Here is an 18097-nt window from a genome sequence, read left to right on the forward strand (position 1 = left end):
TGAAAGGAATTCAATAGATGATGTGTAAAGGGGGAACTGTACATGAGTCTTCATATTGCCGCCCGCGACGGTGAAATCGCCGATCGCATCTTGCTTCCAGGCGATCCGCTGCGTGCGAAATATATTGCTGAAAATTTTTTAGATGACACCTTCTGCTATACCCGAATCCGCAATATCCTCGGCTATACCGGAACCTATAAGGGCGTCCGCCTGTCGGTCCAAGGGACAGGCATGGGGATTCCTTCTATTTCCATTTATGCTACGGAATTGATGCGGGACTACGGTGTGAAAAAGCTGATCCGCGTCGGTACCTGCGGTGCTATGCGCCGTGATATCAAACTTCGCGACGTCATCATGGCCCAAGGGGCGACGACCGATTCGTCGATCATTCGCAATATTTTCGGCGGCTCGATTAACTATGCGCCTTTAGCCGACTTTACCCTTTTGTGCCAGGCTTATGGTCAGGCAGCGGCTCTTGGCGTCCCGGCCCGGGTCGGCAACGTCGTCTCTGTCGACCGTTTTTACGATGAAGAAATCGATAACGAAAAACTGACCCAGTACGGCATCATGGCCGTCGAAATGGAAACGGCCGGTCTCTATACGGCAGCGGCCAAGTTTGGCGCCAAGGCACTGGGGTTGTTTACCGTCAGCGACCACTTATTGACCGGAGACGCCTGCACGCCGGAAGAACGGCAGACGTCTTTTGATGATATGATCCAGATTGCATTAGAAACGGCGATTTTGGAATGAGGGACCTATAAATGAAAGTAAAAGAATTACGAGTGATTGACAGTCATTTCCATTTTTGCGATTTCCCCGGCTTCGACCAGGTCGCCCTGGCTGCCGGCTATACCAATACGGAAGAATCACTGCACCAAGCTTTTATCGAAAATAACGTCGTCCACGGCGTCGTCATGAGTAATCGGACCCTGGATGCTAAAAAACATAACTATCCCGATTATATGAGCTACTGCATCGGCATCGACAGCCTGACCGGAAAAGATGACATGGACAGCATTGCCGCCAATGTCGAAGAGAATTTAAAGAAAAGTCAGTGCTGCGGCATCAAGCTCTATCCGGGCTACAGCCATATCTACGTTTACGACGAATGGTATGACCCGATTTATGAATTGGCCGAAAAGTATGATAAGCCCGTCGCCATCCACACCGGGCTGACGGCAACGGCCAACGCCCTGTTGAAATACAGCCATCCCCTGACCCTAGACGAAGCGGCCGTGCGCCATCCCAACGTCCAGTTGGTCATGTGCCACTTCGGCAATCCCTTTTTGCAGGATGCCATTGCCGTCTTGGAAAAGAACCACAACGTCGCCGTCGATCTGTCGGGACTCCTCGAAGGCAAGGTGCCCGATATGATGGCCTTCCTGCGCAGTAAGCGGGGTTATATCTCCATGCTCCGGGATTGGCTCAAGTATCTCGGCGCCTATGACCGGGTCATGTATGGGACGGACTGGCCCTTGGCCAATGTTAACGACTACATTTCATTTGTAAAAGGTTTCATCCCTGAAGCTTACTGGGATGACGTATTCTTTAATAACGCCAACCGCATCTACAAGCTGGGCTTATAAGCCTTTTGATGCACGATAAGGGAGGAAATTGTTTGTATACTGTAACCAAGCGGCTGGAAGTCTCCGCATCTCACCATTTAGTCCTCGACTACGCCAGTAAATGTGAAAATCTCCATGGCCACAACTGGATCATCCATGTGACCTGTCAGGCTGAAGAACTCGATCACAACGGTATGGTCGTCGACTTCAAAAAGATTAAAGAACTGGTCCACTCCAAGATGGATCATCATAATTTAAACGACGTCTTTGATTTCAATCCGACGGCAGAAAACATTGCCAAGTGGATTTGTGACACTGTACCGCATTGCGTCCGGGCCGAGGTCCAGGAAAGCGAAGGGAACGTGGCTGTCTATGAAGTATAGTCTCTGCGTCAATGAGATTTTCGACAGCATCGACGGGGAAGGGAAGAAGGCCGGTCAGCTGGCCACCTTCATCCGCCTCTGTGGCTGTAACCTGCGTTGTTCTTACTGCGATACGACCTATGCCTTTTCGGAAGGGAAGGACATGGACGTCGACGACATTGTAAGGCAGGTCTCGTACCCCAACGTCACCCTGACCGGTGGGGAACCGCTCTGTCAGGACGTCCATGCTCTGTTGGCGGCCCTAAAAGGGCACAGCGTCAATATCGAAACGAATGGCAGCGTCGACATCGAGCCTTACTTCAAATACGACCATGTCTGGTTTACCGTCGACTATAAGAGCCTCTCGTCGGACATGGCCGGCCGGATGCTGGAAGAGAATTTTGAAAAGCTCCGTCCTCAGGACGTCCTGAAGTTCGTCGTCGGCGATGAAGCCGACCTCAACCAGGCCCTGGCCGTCTATGAACGCTATCAGCCGAAGTGTGCCGTCTACGTCGGTGCCGTCTTCGGAGAAATTGAGCCGGCGCAGATTGTCGACTTTATGAAGAAACACGAGCTGACTGACTGGCACCTTCAGATTCAGCTCCACAAAATCATTTGGGATCCTCAATTGCGAGGAGTATAATTGCAAAACGACGAAACGCCGTTATCCGCAGAGCTGCGGGTAACGGCGTTTTTTAAAGATGGCCCGGTCATCTTCCAGCATGTGCTGGAAACAAAACAAGGTAGCGTCCGTATCGGTCAGGCTGTCGTGCCAGCTGCGGCGGCTGTCATAGCCGTAATAGGCGGCACAGTTTCGAAGCTTGGTATAGGTAATGGTCTTCGTTTCCTTATAATGGATGAGGGAAAAGGCTTCGGCCAGATCGAGGTAGATATCGCGGTCGGGCAGGACGACGCCCGATTCATAGAGGCGCTCGATATCGTTAAAGGTACCGTAGCCGACGATGAGGTCTGCGTCCATGAAAAGACGGCTGACTTCATCGGCCCAGAGGATGAAGGGATCTTCGTGGGCCACTTGTTCCGGCGTAATGTGATTGACTTCCATCGCTTCGTCCCATCGCTCCGTATGGATGGGCCTGAAATAGCGGTTCAAGAGAACCTGACCGAAACCGTTCATGATGGAAAGCTGAATGATTTCGGCGTCTGCCGTAAGTCCTGTCGTCTCTAAGTCGAGGGTCAGGATACGGGCCGGGTCGAGCGTCCGGATCGTTTTTTTGATGGCCGGCGACAGGCGGATGCTTTGGCGACGGGCCTTTTCTTTTTTGGACAGCATCTTTTTCATGGAAAAACCTCCTTTCTTCACAATACTGTATTATATGAAGAAAGGAGGTTTTTGTCAATTTATGATAGGAAATGAGCGGGCGGAGTATTATTCGTAATAGCCGTTCGGTTTTTCCGAGAAGTTGATGAGGATGTTCTTGGTCTGCATGTAGTGGTACATCGTCGATCTATCCGTTTCACGGCCGATACCGGAGAGTTTGTAGCCGCCGAAAGGAGCGCCGGCCGGCAGGGCATTGTAGGTGTTGACCCACATACGGCCCGTCTGTACGCCTTTGGCTACGCGCAGGGCACGGTTGATGTCGCGGGTCCATACGGCGCCGCCGAGACCGTAGATGCTGTCATTGGCCATATCGATGACTTCTTCTTCCGTATCGAAGGGGATGATGACGACGACGGGCCCGAAGATTTCTTCCTGGGCGATGCGCATGTCGTTCTTGGCGTCAGCGAAGATGGTCGGACGGATGAAGTTGCCCTTTTCGAGGCCGTCAGTGGTGATCTTTTCACCGCCGCATACCAGGCGAGCGCCTTCTTTTTTGCCGATTTCGATGTAGCTTAAGATCTTTTCGAGCTGACGTTCGTCAACCTGAGCGCCCATCTGCGTTTCTTTCAGCCAAGGCAGGCCGACTTTGACGCGGTTGAAGCGTTCAGCCAGTTCGTTTACGAATTTGTCGTAAATGCTGCGCTGTACGAAGATACGGGAACCGGCGCTGCAGACCTGGCCCTGGTTGAAGAGGATGCCGAATTCGGCGCCTTCCATAGCCATGTCCCATTTGCAGTCTTCAAAGAAGATGTTGGCCGATTTGCCGCCCAGTTCAAGGGTAGCCGGAATCAATTTTTCCTGAGCTGCTTTGTAGACGTCGCGGCCGATTTCCGTCGAACCCGTAAAGGCCAGTTTCTGGATGTCCGGATGGTCGAGGAGGTACTGGCCGGAGCGAGATCCCTTACCGGTAATGATGTTGACGACACCGGCAGGCAGGACGCCTTCTAAGAGGTGCATCAATTCGAGGAGGCTGAGAGATGTCGAGCTCGACGGTTTGAGGACGATCGTGCAGCCGGCAGCTAAGGCCGGAGCCAGTTTCCAAGCACCCATGAGGAAGGGGAAGTTCCAAGGGATGACCTGGCCGACGACACCAATCGGTTCATGGATGACGATACTCATCATGTTTTCATCGAGGCTCGAAACGCGGCCTTCTTCGTCGCGGAGGACGGCGGCGAAGTAACGGAAGTGGTCGGCACTGTAAGGAATGTCGATGTTTCTCGTTTCACGAATCGGTTTGCCGTTGTCGAGGGATTCGATGAGAGCTAATTTATCGGCGTTCTGGTCGATAACATCAGCGATTTTCAAGAGGATATTCTGACGGTCGATGGGGGATACTTTTTTCCAAGCCGGGAAAGCAGCTTCGGCGGCGCGGACGGCAGCGTCGACGTCTTCTTTCGTAGCTTCGGCGCAGACCGATAATTGTTCACCGTTAGAAGGATTGAAGGCTTTGAAGGTTGCGCCGTCGCTGGCGGGAACCCATTTGCCGTTAATATAGAGGTCGTAAGATGAGCGAATAGCATTTTCCATGAATTAACACTCCCTTTTCGTATAATTTCTTAATTTAAATAAAAATTGTTCTTTGTTATTGATAAATGCATTATAGCATAAGTGTACGAAAATGGTCAATATTGTACCGAAAGGAACTTAGTACAAAATGGTTTGTATTTGCAAATATCGAGAAAGCACGCTAAAATAGATAGCGTACACAAAAAGTATAGATTTCAGGAGTATTGTCAATGTATAAATACGTTTTATTTGACCTCGACGGAACCTTGACTGATTCCAAAGAAGGTATCATTAATTCGGTGGCCTATGCCTTAGAAAAGATGGGCATTTCTTCCGAAGGGCGCCTCGATCCCCACGTCATCGTCGGTCCGCCGCTCTTGGACACCTTTGAAGGCTACTACGGTTTTGAGCCGGAAAAGGCCCGTCAGGCTTATTCCTTCTTTCAGGAACGATACAGCACGATCGGCAAGTTTGAAAACCGTGCCTTTGAAGGCATCGTCCCTTTATTAAAGACATTAAAGGAGAAGGGCATCCGTTCTTTTGTGGCGACGTCGAAGCCCCAGGTCCACGCCGAAGCGATTTGTGAAAAGTTCGGACTGGCTCCGTACTTAGAAGCCATTGCCGGTCCTGCCGTTGGCGGCACTGATTCCAAGGCCGACATCATGGCCCGGATTTTAAAGGGCATCGGCCCCGTTGAAAAAGGGGAAGCCGTCATGGTAGGCGACCGTAAATTCGACATCATCGGCGCCCATGAACTGGGCCTTCCCGTCATCTATGCCGGATACGGCTACGGTAATGCTGCCGAACGAAAAGAGTACGGCCCCGACTATATTGCCGATACCGTAGAAGAATTGGGCCGGATACTGCTCGCTGACTGAATGATCCACGGTGATGGCCTTAGTGGCAGTGCCTTATAAATATATACTGATTATATATACGTTATATTATTTAAAACATTATGATGATAAGGAGCGTTTTTATGAAGTTACAAGAAAAACAGAAGATTCACGGCTTTACCGTTGAGCGTTCGCAGTACGTTCCGGAACTCCACAGCCAGGCTTATGAACTGCACCACGACCAGTCCGGTGCTCGCCTGCTCTATATCGAAAATGACGACGACAATAAGGTCTTTTCCATCTCCTTCCGTACGACGCCGTCGGACAGCACCGGTGTGCCCCATATCTGCGAGCACTCTGTTCTTTGCGGCTCCCGGAAATTCCCTTTGAAGGAACCCTTCGTCGAACTGGTCAAAGGCTCGCTCAACACCTTCCTCAACGCCATGACCTTCCCCGATAAGACCATGTATCCCGTCGCCAGCCGCAATGCGGCCGACTTCAAAAATCTGATGGATGTCTACCTGGATGCCGTCTTTTTCCCGAATATGCTGAAGGACAAACAGGTCTTGATGCAGGAAGGCTGGCATTACCACCTCGATTCGGCCGACAGCGACCTCATTTACCGCGGCGTCGTCTATAATGAAATGAAAGGCGTCTTTTCGTCTCCAGACTCTCAGCTCGAACGGCACGTCATGGAAAACCTCTTCCCCGATACGACCTATGGCGTTGAATCGGGCGGCGATCCTGACGATATCCCCAACCTGACCCAGGAAGACTTCGTCAAATTCCACGGCACGTACTACCATCCGGCCAACAGCTATATCTTCCTCTACGGCGACATGGACATCGACCAGACACTGGCCTTCATTGATGGGGAATACTTGAGCAAATTCCGCCTCCAGGACGTCGATTCGACCATTGGCCGTCAGGTCTTCCCGGGCAGCGCCGTAAAGTCCTATCCCTATGGCATTGCCTCCGGGGAAAAGACGGAACACAAGACCCTGCACAGCCTGACCTACGTCATCGACCAGGCCCTCGACCCGACGGTGGCCCTGGCTTTTAAAGTCCTGACTTATGTCCTTCTCCAGTCGCCGGCTGCGCCTCTTAAGAAGGCTCTCGTCGACGCCGGTCTTGGGAAGGACATTTCCGGGGACTTCCAGGATGGCATCCTCCAGCCCTTGTGGAGCATCTCTGTCAACGGCTCTGACCCGGATAAGCAGAATAAAATCATGCCTATCGTCACCGACGTTTTGTGCCGCATGGTCAAAGACGGTCTCGACAAGACGCTTTTGACCGGGGCTTTGAACCGGACGGAATTCACCCTCCGTGAAGCCGATTTTGCCGGCCGTCCTAAGGGCCTTATCTATGCCATCCGCTGCATGGATACCTGGCTCTATGACCTCGATCCCTTAGACGCCTTGTCTTATGAAAAATCCCTCGATGTCCTCCGTAAGGGCATTGACACTGGTTACTTTGAAGACTTGATCCAGCGTTACATCCTCGATAATGCCTACTACGCATTGGTATCGCTGGTACCGGAACCGGGCCTGACGGAAAAACACGATAAAGCCTTAGCCGAAAAACTGGCAGCCTATAAAGCGTCCCTTACGAAAGAAGAAATCGATGCCATCGTCGCCGAGTCGGAAGCGTTGAAACTCCGTCAGGCGACGCCCGATTCGCCGGAAGCCCTGGAATCGATTCCAACCTTATCCCGTGATGATCTTGAAAAGAAAGTCGATACGGTGGTCATGCATGAGGAACAGCTCGGCGACGTGACCTTGTGCCATGTACCGGACAACACGAACGGCATTACCTATGTCAATGCCTACTTCGACCTTCACGGCCTGACGCGGGAAGAAATTTCTTACGCCTATCTTTTGAGCGACATCCTCGGTGACATCGACACCAAGTCCCATACGTACGGCGAACTGGCGTCCCTTATCGATCTCTACACCGGCGGCATCGGCTACAGTGTGTCGGCCTATTCCAATCGTTTGGACAACAGCGATTATACGCCCGTATTCCGGATTAAAGCCAAGGGCTTGGCCCTTAACTTCGACAAATTAATCGACCTCTTGCGGGAAATCTCCTTGGAAACGGTCTTTACCAACCAGGAACGATTGATCGAACTGGTCGATGAAATCAAGGCCGGCTGGGATATGGATACCTTCCGCCGCGGCCATACGATCGTCATGCACCGCGTCTTGTCCTACGTATCGCCGGTCGAAGCGTTCTGCGATGCCGGAGAATTCTCGTACTATGAATTTATCACGGACATTGCCAAACGCATCAAGACCGATGCCGATGAAATCGGCGGGAAATTGGCAGCCCTCATGAAAAAAATCTTCAGCCGCTCGGCCCTGACCTTAGAAATGACGGCCAGTGACAGCGATTGGAATGGTGCTAAGGCCAGTGCGGCTCGCTGGACAGAAGCCCTGCCGCAGGGAGAAAAGCGGACCGGTCTTTGCGACTTCGGCCTTACGGCGAAGAACGAAGGCATCATGACCAGCGGCACCGTTCAGTACGTCGCCAAAGGCGGCAACTTCCGCGGCCACGGCTACGACTATACCGGGGCGCTGATGGTCCTCGATACGATTCTCCAGTACGGCTATTTATGGACCAAGGTTCGCGTTCAGGGAGGGGCCTACGGTGCTTTCACTCGTTTCTATGACAACGGCGACATGGTATTTTGCTCTTACCGGGACCCGAATCTGCGTTCCAGCGTCGAAGCCTATGACGGCTTGGCGGACTACTTAAAGACCTTTGACGTATCGGACCGGGAAATGACGAAATACGTCATCGGTACGCTGAGCCGCATCGATGTGCCTTTGACGCCGTCCCTTCGCGGTGAAAAAGCCATGACCCGTTACTTTACGGGGACGACGGACGAAGTCGCCCAGGCTCGCCGCGATCAGCTCTTGGCGACGACGGCAGCCGATATTAAGGCCCTTTCTCCGCTCATCGAAGCGGTCATGAAGGATGATAACCTGTGCGTCATGGGCAGTGAAGCGACGATTCGCCAGGAAAAAGACCTGTTTACGAACCTCGTTTCCCTTCCCGACTAAGGGGGGCTTCCATGCGAGGGCGATTTGCTCCGAGCCCGACAGGATATATCCACCTGGGAAACGTTTGGTCGGCCTTTTTGGCCTGGCTCCAAGTGCGTCAGGCCGGAGGCACCTTGGTCCTGCGGATTGAAGATATTGATGAGCAGCGTTCCAAGGCTGTGTATACTAAGGCACTTATGGAAGACCTTTCCTGGCTGGGCCTTGCCTGGGACGAAGGCCCCGATGTGGGAGGCCCTTACGGTCCTTACGTCCAGCAGGAACGTTACGACCGTTATGACGAGGCCTTGGACGTCCTGCGGGAAAAGGGACTCCTTTATCCCTGCTACTGCAGCCGGACGCGGCTTCAGGCCATTGGGGCCCCTCATGCCGGCGAACATACCGTGTACGACGGCCATTGTTACGGCCTAAGTGAAGCCGAACGCCGCCGCATGACCAAGAAACCGTCGTGGCGCATCCATGTACCGGACGAAACCGTTTACTTTACCGACTCCGTTTACGGCCGGCAGGAAGACTATCTGCCCGACTGCTGCGGTGACTTCGTCGTCCGCCGGGCCGATGACATGTATGCCTACCAGTTGGCTGTTTCCGTCGATGATGGCAGCATGGCCATAACCCATGTCCTGCGCGGTGAAGACTTGCTGTCATCGACGGCGCAGCAGATTTGGCTCATGAAGATTTTAGGCTACGACGCGCCCCACTATACCCACGTGCCGATGCTCATCGACGGCGATGGGAATCGCCTGTCGAAACGACAAAAAGGCATTACCGTCCGCGCCCTGCGGGACGACGGCGTCGATGCCGAGACGATTTTATCCCACCTGGCCTATGCCGGCGGCTTGGTTCCGGAACGGCGCCGCTACAGCCGGGCTGAATTAGTGGCCCTTTGTGATTTCAAAAAAATGCATACAGGTCCGATTGTTATTACCGGAACGATGAAGTAAATCGGTTTACTAACCAATATATTTAAAAAAGTAGGCTGTCGCCAAAGCGGCAGCTTATTTTTTTTCCCATTTCTTGTCAACATTATTGTCACAGAGTGTGTAAATGTGGTAGAATGTGGTGGAGAGTGAAAGGAGTGACGCGCCTAATGTTTATGGGAGAATACGAACATACAATCGACGCTAAAGGTCGCGTCATTTTGCCTGTCAAATTTCGGGATGAACTCGGTCCAACCTTCATCGTTACCCGAGGTTTGGAAGGCTGCCTTTCCGTTTACACGATGGAAGCATGGATGCGGTTTGCCGGAAGTTTAAAACAACTGAAGGCATCGAAGGAAAACGTCCGTGCCTTCCAGCGATTCGTCTTTGGCAGTGCTGCTGAAGTCGAATTCGATAAGCAAGGTCGTATCCTTATTCCGGCTACTTTGCGGGCCTATGCGAAACTGGTTAAGGATGTGACCGTTCTGGGGACAGGAGACAAGGTCGAAATTTGGAGTAAAGACGCATACGAAGCCTATGTTGCCAAGACTGTTCCGGCCATGGAAGAAATCGCCGAAAGCCTCGACGATTTCCTGAACCTGGACTTTTAGGAGGAATTATGGATTTTCACCACGTCAGTGTTCTTCGTAAGGAAACCATAGCCAATTTAATAACCGACACCAGCGGCGTTTACGTCGACTGTACCCTCGGCGGCGGCGGCCATTCCAGGGCCTTAGCCGATCAGCTGACGGGTGAGGCGACGATTATCGGTCTCGACCAGGACCGGGACGCCATTGCAGCGGCAACGGAACGCCTCTCTGATACGCCGTGCCGACATATTCTCGTGCAGCGCAATTTCAGGTATATATCGGAAGTCCTCGACGAACTTCACATCGATGCCGTCGACGGCATCATGTTTGATCTCGGCGTATCGAGCTATCAACTGGATACACCGGACCGGGGATTTTCTTATATGCAGGACGGGCCCCTCGACATGCGCATGGACCGCAGCCAGGGGCGCAGCGCTTACGACGTCGTAAACGGTTACAGTGAAGCCGACTTGTACCGTATCATCAAAGATTATGGGGAAGAACGGTGGGCTAAGCGCATTGCCGAATTCATCGTGAAAGAACGTCAGGAAAAAACCTTAGAACGGACGGAAGAACTGGTTCACGTTATTAAAAAAGCCATCCCGGCCGGCGCTCGTAAGGACGGGCCGCACCCGGCGAAGCGAACGTTTCAGGCTATCCGAATCGAAGTCAATGACGAATTGGGAATCTTAAAGGATTCCTTGGAACATGCCGCTCAGCGTTTAAAGCGCGGAGGACGTTTGTGTGTCATTACCTTCCATTCACTGGAGGATCGTATTGCAAAACAGACGCTGCGTCTTTTGGCGACCGATTGTATCTGTCCGCCCGATATGCCGGTTTGCACCTGCCATCATCAGGCCATCCTAAAAGTAAAGCGACAACCCATTTTACCGTCGCCGGAGGAACTGGATTTGAATCCGAGGGCCCGCAGTGCAAAACTTCGCGTCGGTATCCGTAAATGAAGGAGCCAAGCTAATGATTATTGAAATGGATGTGTTGCGTATGCTGGCAAGGAAAGTCGGAAATTTACATGAAGAAAGAAGCGTTCCCCTGTGGAGGTCAGCTGCGGTACAGGCTGTCCAGCAGGGTGCCGTATATGTTCTGGTTCCCATTGGAATGATCGCAGCGATTGCCATCGCTTCTAATCTTATTACGTCTTGGACGTATCAGCAGAGTGGCGAACTCATGGAATTAAAACTTCAAGCACAGCAGTTACAACGTGAAAATGAGCAGTTACGGGTCCAAATTTCCAAATTGGAAACGCCGGAACGAATTTATACGACGGCGACGAAACAGCTGGGAATGGTGGCACCGTCACGTATTCTCTATGGGAATCAAAGCGATCAGGCCGCAAAGGGGAACCGTCGATAATTGCTTAAATGAGAGGTCGACGCACTTTTGTGCGACGACCTCATTGTTATTTATCCGATAAAGCTGTACAATGTAGAACAGTACAATGAAATGAACCGTCAAGGAGGTTCTATAATAATGACAAAAACAATAGGTGAACTTTGCAAACAACTTAAAGGAATTTATAATCTCAGCGGCAGTGCCGATACGGTAGTTACCGGTATTTCTTCGGACTCCCGGGACATCGAATCGGGCTACTTATTCGTCTGCATTTCCGGCGCTCATGTCGATGGGGCTGCTTTTGCAGCGCAGGCTGTCGAAAAAGGGGCCGTCGCTGTTTTGACGACGAAACACCTCGACCTGCCGTCGAAAACGGTCCAGATCCAGGTCCCCGATATCCACCATGCCTTAGAAGACATGGTCCCTTTCTTTTATGACTATCCCGGCAAAAAGATGCGCATGATCGGCGTCACCGGTACCAACGGCAAGACGACGACGACCCACATCATTGCCCATATTCTGCGTTCTGCCGGCCATCATGTCGGCGTCATCGGCACGATTCACGCCCTTATCGACGATGAAGAACTGCCCATTCACAACACGACGCCGGACGTCGTCGAACTCCAGCGCTTTTTGGCCCTGATGTATGAAAAGGGCATGACCCATGTCGTCATGGAAGTGTCCAGCCACGCCTTGGCCTTAGACCGCGTCGCCGGTATCGAATACGATACGGCTGTCTTTACCAATCTTACTCAGGACCATCTCGATTTCCATAAGACCATGGAAAATTACGTCGCCGCGAAAGCCAAGCTCTTCCAGAGCCTGACCGCTGCCGACCATGTCAAAGACAATAAAACGGCTATCGTAAACGTCGACGATCCCTGGTCTAAACAGATTCTCGATGCTTGCCACTGCCAGGTTTTGACCTATGGCGTTGAACAAGATGCCGACCTCAAAGGTTCGAATTTAAATGTCGAACTGAAACGCTCGTCCTTCGACGTCGTCGGTCCTTTTGTCAATGTCCATCTCAATATGAACATTACCGGCCTGTTCAACGTTTACAATACACTGGCTGCTATCGGTGCGGCCCATGCCGAAGGCATCGACGAAGCCACTATCGACAAGGCCATTCAGACTTTCCACTCCGTAGCCGGCCGTTTTGAACTCGTCGAAGCCGGCCAGCCCTTTGCTATCGTCGTCGACTATTCCCATACGCCGGACAGCCTTGAAAAGGCCTTGGAAACGGCACGGGCCATGAACCCCAACCACGTCATTGCCGTCTTTGGATGCGGTGGTGACCGCGACCGGACCAAGCGCCCCATCATGGGCCGCATCGGCGCAGAACTTGCCGATATTCCCATCGTCACTTCGGATAACCCGCGTTCGGAAAACCCCGATGCCATCGTAGCAGAAGTCGAAGAAGGCGTTAAACAAGGGCTTAAGGCGGGACAGCATCATGAAGTCATCGTCAACCGTCGTGAAGCCATTTATCGAGCCGTCGAACTGGCACAAGAAAATGACATCATCGTCATTGCCGGTAAGGGTCATGAAACGTATCAGATCTTAAATGACGGTACGATTCACTTTGACGACCGCGAAGAAGCCCGCAATGCCGTTCGCGACCTGCATCGAGGAGATAAATAATGGCTGATTTTACCAGTGAAGAAGTACAGAAAGCGACGGGAGCCCGTCTGCTCTCTTCTATAGGGAGCGTGCTTTTTCATGACGTTTGCACCGATACCCGGGCGGTGGAAAAGGGCTCCCTTTTCGTCGCCTTTAAGGGGACTTCTTTTGACGGTCATGACTTCGTCTTAAAGGCACTCTCGTCTGGCGCGGCCGGTGCCGTCGTCTCTGAACTGCGGCCGGAATATAAGGGGGCTGCGGTCCCGATTTTCGTCGTTTCTGATACGCTGAAAGCTTATCAGGATTTAGCCCGTTTTCACCGCCGCCGTTTTTCCATTCCCGTCATTGCCGTAACCGGCTCAGTAGGGAAGACGTCGACGCGCAATATGATTGCCGCCGTCTTGAGTGAAAAATATAAGGTATTGCAGACGGAAAAGAATTATAATAATGAAATCGGACTGCCTAAAACCTTGTTACAGTTGACGGCTGACCACGAAGCCTGCGTCGTCGAAATGGGCATGCGCGGCCTCGGGCAGATTGCCGAACTGGTCGATATCGGCGAGCCGACTATCGGCGTCGTCACCAACGTCGGCAAGAGCCATATCGAACTCTTAGGTTCTCAGGAAAATATTGCCAAGGCCAAGTCTGAATTGGTCCAAGGCCTCGATGCCAAAGGAACGGCCATCTTAAATGGTGACGATCCTTTTGTCGCACCGATGAAGGATCTCTGCCAAGGTCGGTCTGTCCTCTACGGGATCGATGATTCGGCTCAGATCCGGGCCGAGAATGTCGTCTGTGACGAAAAAGGGGTTCGCTTTACCTGCCGCTGCTTCGACCGTACCTTTGATGTTTCCGTTCCGGTCATTGGCCGCCACAACGTCTATAATGCCTTGGCGGCCATTGCCTCAGGATACCTGACCGGTCTCAGTGACGCGGAACTGCAGTCCGGACTTTCTGCCTATCGAGGCATGGCCATGCGCCAGGAACTCCTGCACCTCGGGCCTTATACCTTCATCAACGATACGTATAATGCCAATCCGGCTTCGATGGCCGAAGCTATCCGTACCTTGGATCTCCTGACAAAGGGCCGCAAAATCGCCGTCCTCGGCGGCATGGGAGAACTCGGCGACTGGGCCGAAAGAGAGCATCGGGCCATCGGCCGCTTGGTTGCCGATATGAAGCTCGACGCCCTCATCACCATGGGGAATCTGGCTGAAGATATCGCCCGTGCGGCACAGGATGCCGGCATGAAAGCCGTCTATATGACCGATTCTCATGAAGCGGCGGCCCGTCAGCTGAAGGCCTTGCTCCGGGACGGTGACACCGTCCTTTTGAAAGGCTCGCGCAGCTTTGCTATGGAAAAAATACTGCCCTATTTTGAAAGGAAGTAATGTGAATGTTTAAAATGCTGATTTTCAGCTTCATCGTCAGCTTGGTCATCGGCCTTGTCCTGGGACCTTTCGTCATCAAAAAACTGAAACAGTTCCACGCCCGCCAGTCTGAACGAGAAGAAGGGCCGGAAAGCCATAAGTATAAAGCCGGTACACCGACCATGGGGGGCATTCTCATCCTGACGGCGCTGACCGTGGCTTGCCTCCTCTTTGATCCGATGGAAATCAGAAAGGCCTTGGCCTTATTCCTGACCCTCGGTCACGGCGTCATCGGTTTTTTGGATGACTCCATCAAGGCCGTTAAACACCGCAATTTGGGCCTTACGGCAAAACAGAAACTGGCCGGCCAGTTCGTCATGGCTGCCGTTTTCTGCTACATCCTCCAAGCCTTCCTTCATTTTCCCACGACCTTGTGGATTCCTTTCACGTCGACGACCGTTGACTTAGGCTTGTTCTACTATCTCTTCGTATTCGTCATGATCGTCGGAACCAGCAATGCCGTCAACCTGACGGACGGACTCGACGGATTGGCAGCCGGTTCATGCTCGATTACGGCCGTTGCCTACGTCGTCATCGCTGTCGCCTTGGGGTATACTCATTTTGCCATTTTCAGTACGGCCCTGACCGGCGCCTGCCTGGGCTTCTTGTTCTATAACCAGCATCCGGCTAAAATGTTCATGGGCGATACCGGGTCTCTGGCTCTCGGCGGTGCCTTAGCGGCTATGGCCATTTTGACCAAGACGGAACTCTTGCTCATCTTGGCCGGCGGTCTCTATGTCCTCGAAGCCTTGTCGGTCATCATCCAGGTTATTTCCTTCAAAACACGGGGCGTCCGGGTCTTCAAAATGAGTCCCATTCACCACCATTTTGAATTATCCGGTTGGAGCGAAGTGAAAGTAGTTACTGTTTTTTGGAGTTTTTCGGCGTTAATGGCTATCTTGGCGATTATCGTCGTCATGGCAGGAAAGTAAACAGTCTTTTCTCCTTGTTAAGACCATATTTTACATAAAGCAGGTGTAGGTAATGAGCATCATGGATTTTTCTGGAAAAAAAATTTTAGTCATCGGCGCGGGCATTAGTGGTCGTGCCGCTTCACTGGCCTTGGCAGATCACGGGGGGACGGTCGTCCTCAACGATATGAAGGCCATCGATGTGAGCGAAAAGCCATGGCCGGACTTGGCGTCTCACGGCGTAAAGCTCGTCTTCGGCAGTCAGGAAACGAGCCTCCTCGACGGCATGGATGTCGTCGTACCGTCGCCGGTCATTTCTCCGGAAATTCCCATTATGAAAGCCGCTGCTGCGAAAAGGCTTCCCATTTGGAGCGAAGTCGAAGTCGCCTGCCGCGTTACCGATGCTGACATCATCGGCATCACCGGTACTAACGGTAAGACGACGACGACGACCCTGGTGGGGGAAATCATGAAAGCTACGGGCCGTCAGACCGTCGTCGGCGGCAACATCGGCTACGGCCTTTCAGAACAGGCAAAGGATCTTCCGAAAGACGCCGTCGTCGTGGCCGAACTTTCAAGTTTCCAACTCGAATTTACGCGTACGATGAAGGCCAAGGCGGCGGTTATCCTCAATATCACGCCGGACCATTTGGACCGTCATCACACGATGGAAGCCTACAGTGCTGCGAAACAGCGAATTTTCCTCAATCAGGACAAAGACGATTATGCCATCCTCAATTACGATGATGACCGCGTCCGGGCCATGGCCGATTCCATGACCGGTACCGTCCTGTACTTCTCGACAAACGGCGAGGTCCCTGAAGGAGCCTTTTATCGGGACGGCGACCTTATTCTGCGCCATGAAGGACAGGATACCGTCGTCTGTGCTGAATCGGAGCTCCATCTCTTTGGCAAGCATAATATACAGAATTGCTTAGCGGCGATTCTCTTGACCTATGCGGCCGGGGCTTCCCTTGACGTCATTAGACAAGTTTTAAAAACCTTTAAAGGGGTTGAACACCGGCTTGAAAAAGTCCGGACCATCCACGATGTGACTTATTATAATGACTCCAAGGGTACCAATGTCGATGCTTCGATGAAGGCTTTGGATGCCTTTCCCCAGGGCCATCTCATTCTCATCGCCGGCGGCTACGATAAAAAGACGCCCCTCGATGACTTCATGGCCTTAGCGGCCAAACGCGTCGATACACTGATCCTCATCGGCGATGCCGCCGACCGCTTTGAAGCAGCCGCGAAAAAAGCAGGTATTGCAGATATCCGCCGAACCGGTTATAGTATGGAAGGTGCGATTATGTTAGCCCGCAGTATTGCCAAAGCTCCTCAGGCCGTCCTCCTTTCACCGGCTTGCTCGAGCTTTGATATGTATGACAATTTTGAACAGCGTGGCCGTGTCTTTAAGGGCATTGTCAACGCGATCTGATACTATTTAAAACAGACGACAGGAGGCAGGAACATGCGTCGAGTTATAATTTCCGGAGGCGGCACAGGCGGCCATATCTACCCGGCTATTACCATTGCCCGGGCGATTGCCGACATCGAGCCTACCGAATTTCTCTACGTCGGCTCCAAAATCGGCCTGGAAAATACCTTGATTCCAAAAGAAGGGTTGCCCTTCGTCACCCTCGACGTGCGGGGCCTCGAACGGAAGATTTCCGTCCGCAACCTGGTTACCCTCGGGAAGACGGCAGCCAGTCTGATTAAGGCAGAAGGCATTATCCATAAATTTAAACCGGACGTCGTCATCGGTACCGGCGGTTTCGTCTGCGGCCCGGTCTTACTAGCCGCAAGTCTCAGCGGTGTACCGGCATTGATCCAGGAACAAAACGTCATTCCCGGCGTTACCAATACGATTTTGAGCCGCTTTGTCAATCGCGTCGCTCTCGGTTATGAAGAAGCTGCCGAGCGCTTTCGCAGAAAAAGCATTCTCGTTTATACAGGCAATCCCGTCCGCAAGGATATTTTGACGGTCACTCGCGAAGAGGGCCGGAAAAAACTGGGATTGGATCCCCATAAATTCACCCTCCTCGTCGCCGGAGGAAGCCGCGGTGCCCGCAGCATCAACACGGCGATGATCGAGGTTCATAAACATTTTCGCAACGACGATACGATACAGATTCTCCACGTTACCGGCGATCACGAATATGACCGCGTCGTAAAACAGCTGTCGGGCATCGAATGCCGCGGCCGCTACGGTAAGGGGAGCCGCATCATTCCTTATCTTCACCATATGCCGGAAGCCTTGGCTGCCTGCGACCTGGCCGTATACCGGGCCGGTGCCGTCGGTCTTGCCGAGCTGACCGTTCGCGGCGTACCGTCGATTCTTATTCCCTATCCCTATGCAGCGGAAGATCATCAGCGCTACAATGCACAGGCTCTGGTCATGTGCGGCGCCGCCAAGATGATTCTCGATAAGATGCTGACCGGGCGGGAACTATTGGAAGAAATCATTCATTTAAAAGACGATCCGTCGGCCCTGGCAGCCATGGGCAAAGCCAGCCGTTCGATGGGTAAGCCCCAGGCAGCTCAGGATATTGCTGAACTGGCCTTGTCGATTGCCCGAAACCGTCGTCCGTAACAGGAGA

Annotated in this window: 17 protein-coding genes; 15 read left to right on the forward strand and 2 right to left on the reverse strand. The window is 52.5% G+C overall.

Annotation, left to right across the window (positions count from 1 at the left end):
* Window positions 1-42: 42 nt before the first annotated feature.
* The 4 genes from deoD to UCI88_RS10925 are packed head-to-tail and all read left to right on the forward strand — an operon-like array spanning window position 43 to window position 2570.
* Complete coding sequence (gene deoD / locus UCI88_RS10910) at window positions 43-750, forward strand: purine-nucleoside phosphorylase (RefSeq protein ID WP_256180076.1); 708 nt, start codon at window positions 43-45, stop codon at window positions 748-750.
* 11 nt (window positions 751-761) lie between these two features.
* Window positions 762-1586: an amidohydrolase family protein gene (locus tag UCI88_RS10915; protein ID WP_302357077.1), complete on the forward strand. Its 825-nt coding sequence runs from the start codon at window positions 762-764 to the stop codon at window positions 1584-1586.
* A gap of 32 nt (window positions 1587-1618) precedes the next feature.
* Window positions 1619-1948: a 6-carboxytetrahydropterin synthase QueD gene (queD, locus tag UCI88_RS10920; RefSeq protein ID WP_256180078.1), complete on the forward strand. Its 330-nt coding sequence runs from the start codon at window positions 1619-1621 to the stop codon at window positions 1946-1948.
* Window positions 1938-2570 carry a radical SAM protein gene (locus UCI88_RS10925; RefSeq protein WP_256180079.1) on the forward strand — a complete coding sequence of 211 codons (633 nt, stop codon included), beginning with the start codon at window positions 1938-1940 and terminating at the stop codon, window positions 2568-2570. The genes queD and UCI88_RS10925 overlap by 11 nt, the downstream gene beginning before the upstream one ends.
* A gap of 21 nt (window positions 2571-2591) precedes the next feature.
* Here the strand turns inward: UCI88_RS10925 and UCI88_RS10930 are convergent, their stop codons facing one another.
* Window positions 2592-3227, reverse strand: a complete 636-nt coding sequence (locus tag UCI88_RS10930) for a 3'-5' exonuclease (protein ID WP_065360741.1) — start codon at window positions 3225-3227, stop codon at window positions 2592-2594.
* An 87-nt stretch (window positions 3228-3314) separates the two neighbouring features.
* The gene (locus UCI88_RS10935) at window positions 3315-4793 is read right to left on the reverse strand and encodes an aldehyde dehydrogenase family protein (protein WP_256180080.1); all 1479 of its coding nucleotides are present in this window, start codon (window positions 4791-4793) and stop codon (window positions 3315-3317) included.
* Between the two features lie 209 nt (window positions 4794-5002).
* On the opposite strand from UCI88_RS10935, the gene UCI88_RS10940 reads away from it, so the two are divergent.
* The 11 genes from UCI88_RS10940 (at window position 5003) to murG (ending at window position 18090) form a co-directional block, all read left to right on the forward strand.
* The gene (locus tag UCI88_RS10940; RefSeq protein WP_065360739.1) at window positions 5003-5650 is read left to right on the forward strand and encodes an HAD hydrolase-like protein; all 648 of its coding nucleotides are present in this window, start codon (window positions 5003-5005) and stop codon (window positions 5648-5650) included.
* Between the two features lie 101 nt (window positions 5651-5751).
* On the forward strand, window positions 5752-8673 hold the full coding sequence (locus UCI88_RS10945) for an insulinase family protein (RefSeq protein WP_256180081.1): 2922 nt from the start codon (window positions 5752-5754) through the stop codon (window positions 8671-8673).
* 11 nt (window positions 8674-8684) lie between these two features.
* Window positions 8685-9614: a tRNA glutamyl-Q(34) synthetase GluQRS gene (gene gluQRS, locus UCI88_RS10950; RefSeq protein WP_256180082.1), complete on the forward strand. Its 930-nt coding sequence runs from the start codon at window positions 8685-8687 to the stop codon at window positions 9612-9614.
* A gap of 146 nt (window positions 9615-9760) precedes the next feature.
* Window positions 9761-10201 (forward strand): division/cell wall cluster transcriptional repressor MraZ, encoded by a 441-nt coding sequence (gene mraZ, locus UCI88_RS10955; RefSeq protein ID WP_044504228.1) that lies wholly within the window; start codon window positions 9761-9763, stop codon window positions 10199-10201.
* Between the two features lie 8 nt (window positions 10202-10209).
* Window positions 10210-11142 carry a 16S rRNA (cytosine(1402)-N(4))-methyltransferase RsmH gene (gene rsmH / locus UCI88_RS10960; protein ID WP_256180083.1) on the forward strand — a complete coding sequence of 311 codons (933 nt, stop codon included), beginning with the start codon at window positions 10210-10212 and terminating at the stop codon, window positions 11140-11142.
* Window positions 11143-11182: 40 nt separating this feature from the next.
* On the forward strand, window positions 11183-11551 hold the full coding sequence (gene ftsL / locus UCI88_RS10965; RefSeq protein ID WP_302359619.1) for a cell division protein FtsL: 369 nt from the start codon (window positions 11183-11185) through the stop codon (window positions 11549-11551).
* Between the two features lie 117 nt (window positions 11552-11668).
* Window positions 11669-13174: a UDP-N-acetylmuramoyl-L-alanyl-D-glutamate--2,6-diaminopimelate ligase gene (locus UCI88_RS10970; protein ID WP_256180084.1), complete on the forward strand. Its 1506-nt coding sequence runs from the start codon at window positions 11669-11671 to the stop codon at window positions 13172-13174.
* A complete protein-coding gene (locus UCI88_RS10975; protein WP_256180085.1) occupies window positions 13174-14544 on the forward strand; it encodes a UDP-N-acetylmuramoyl-tripeptide--D-alanyl-D-alanine ligase in 1371 nt (456 codons plus the stop codon). Before UCI88_RS10970 ends, UCI88_RS10975 begins: the two co-directional genes overlap by 1 nt.
* A 5-nt stretch (window positions 14545-14549) precedes the next feature.
* The gene (gene mraY, locus UCI88_RS10980) at window positions 14550-15515 is read left to right on the forward strand and encodes a phospho-N-acetylmuramoyl-pentapeptide-transferase (protein WP_044504223.1); all 966 of its coding nucleotides are present in this window, start codon (window positions 14550-14552) and stop codon (window positions 15513-15515) included.
* A gap of 52 nt (window positions 15516-15567) precedes the next feature.
* Complete coding sequence (gene murD, locus UCI88_RS10985) at window positions 15568-16935, forward strand: UDP-N-acetylmuramoyl-L-alanine--D-glutamate ligase (RefSeq protein WP_256180086.1); 1368 nt, start codon at window positions 15568-15570, stop codon at window positions 16933-16935.
* A gap of 33 nt (window positions 16936-16968) precedes the next feature.
* Complete coding sequence (gene murG, locus UCI88_RS10990; protein ID WP_044504222.1) at window positions 16969-18090, forward strand: undecaprenyldiphospho-muramoylpentapeptide beta-N-acetylglucosaminyltransferase; 1122 nt, start codon at window positions 16969-16971, stop codon at window positions 18088-18090.
* Window positions 18091-18097 lie beyond the last annotated feature (7 nt).

The sequence above is a fragment of the Megasphaera massiliensis genome, from assembly GCF_036305205.1.
Lineage (GTDB): Bacteria > Bacillota > Negativicutes > Veillonellales > Megasphaeraceae > Megasphaera > Megasphaera massiliensis.

Excerpts from the sequence above, each read along its gene's own strand:
- murG (WP_044504222.1), top strand. The coding sequence starts at position 16,969 with ATGCGTCGAGTTATAATTTCCGGAGGCGGCACAGGCGGCCATATCTAC.
- ftsL (WP_302359619.1), top strand. The coding sequence starts at position 11,183 with ATGCTGGCAAGGAAAGTCGGAAATTTACATGAAGAAAGAAGCGTTCCC.
- UCI88_RS10930 (WP_065360741.1), bottom strand. The coding sequence starts at position 3,227 with ATGAAAAAGATGCTGTCCAAAAAAGAAAAGGCCCGTCGCCAAAGCATC.
- gluQRS (WP_256180082.1), top strand. The coding sequence starts at position 8,685 with ATGCGAGGGCGATTTGCTCCGAGCCCGACAGGATATATCCACCTGGGA.
- UCI88_RS10935 (WP_256180080.1), bottom strand. The coding sequence starts at position 4,793 with ATGGAAAATGCTATTCGCTCATCTTACGACCTCTATATTAACGGCAAA.
- mraZ (WP_044504228.1), top strand. The coding sequence starts at position 9,761 with ATGTTTATGGGAGAATACGAACATACAATCGACGCTAAAGGTCGCGTC.
- murD (WP_256180086.1), top strand. The coding sequence starts at position 15,568 with ATGAGCATCATGGATTTTTCTGGAAAAAAAATTTTAGTCATCGGCGCG.
- UCI88_RS10940 (WP_065360739.1), top strand. The coding sequence starts at position 5,003 with ATGTATAAATACGTTTTATTTGACCTCGACGGAACCTTGACTGATTCC.
- UCI88_RS10925 (WP_256180079.1), top strand. The coding sequence starts at position 1,938 with ATGAAGTATAGTCTCTGCGTCAATGAGATTTTCGACAGCATCGACGGG.
- rsmH (WP_256180083.1), top strand. The coding sequence starts at position 10,210 with ATGGATTTTCACCACGTCAGTGTTCTTCGTAAGGAAACCATAGCCAAT.
- UCI88_RS10970 (WP_256180084.1), top strand. The coding sequence starts at position 11,669 with ATGACAAAAACAATAGGTGAACTTTGCAAACAACTTAAAGGAATTTAT.
- UCI88_RS10945 (WP_256180081.1), top strand. The coding sequence starts at position 5,752 with ATGAAGTTACAAGAAAAACAGAAGATTCACGGCTTTACCGTTGAGCGT.
- mraY (WP_044504223.1), top strand. The coding sequence starts at position 14,550 with ATGTTTAAAATGCTGATTTTCAGCTTCATCGTCAGCTTGGTCATCGGC.
- UCI88_RS10975 (WP_256180085.1), top strand. The coding sequence starts at position 13,174 with ATGGCTGATTTTACCAGTGAAGAAGTACAGAAAGCGACGGGAGCCCGT.
- UCI88_RS10915 (WP_302357077.1), top strand. The coding sequence starts at position 762 with ATGAAAGTAAAAGAATTACGAGTGATTGACAGTCATTTCCATTTTTGC.
- deoD (WP_256180076.1), top strand. The coding sequence starts at position 43 with ATGAGTCTTCATATTGCCGCCCGCGACGGTGAAATCGCCGATCGCATC.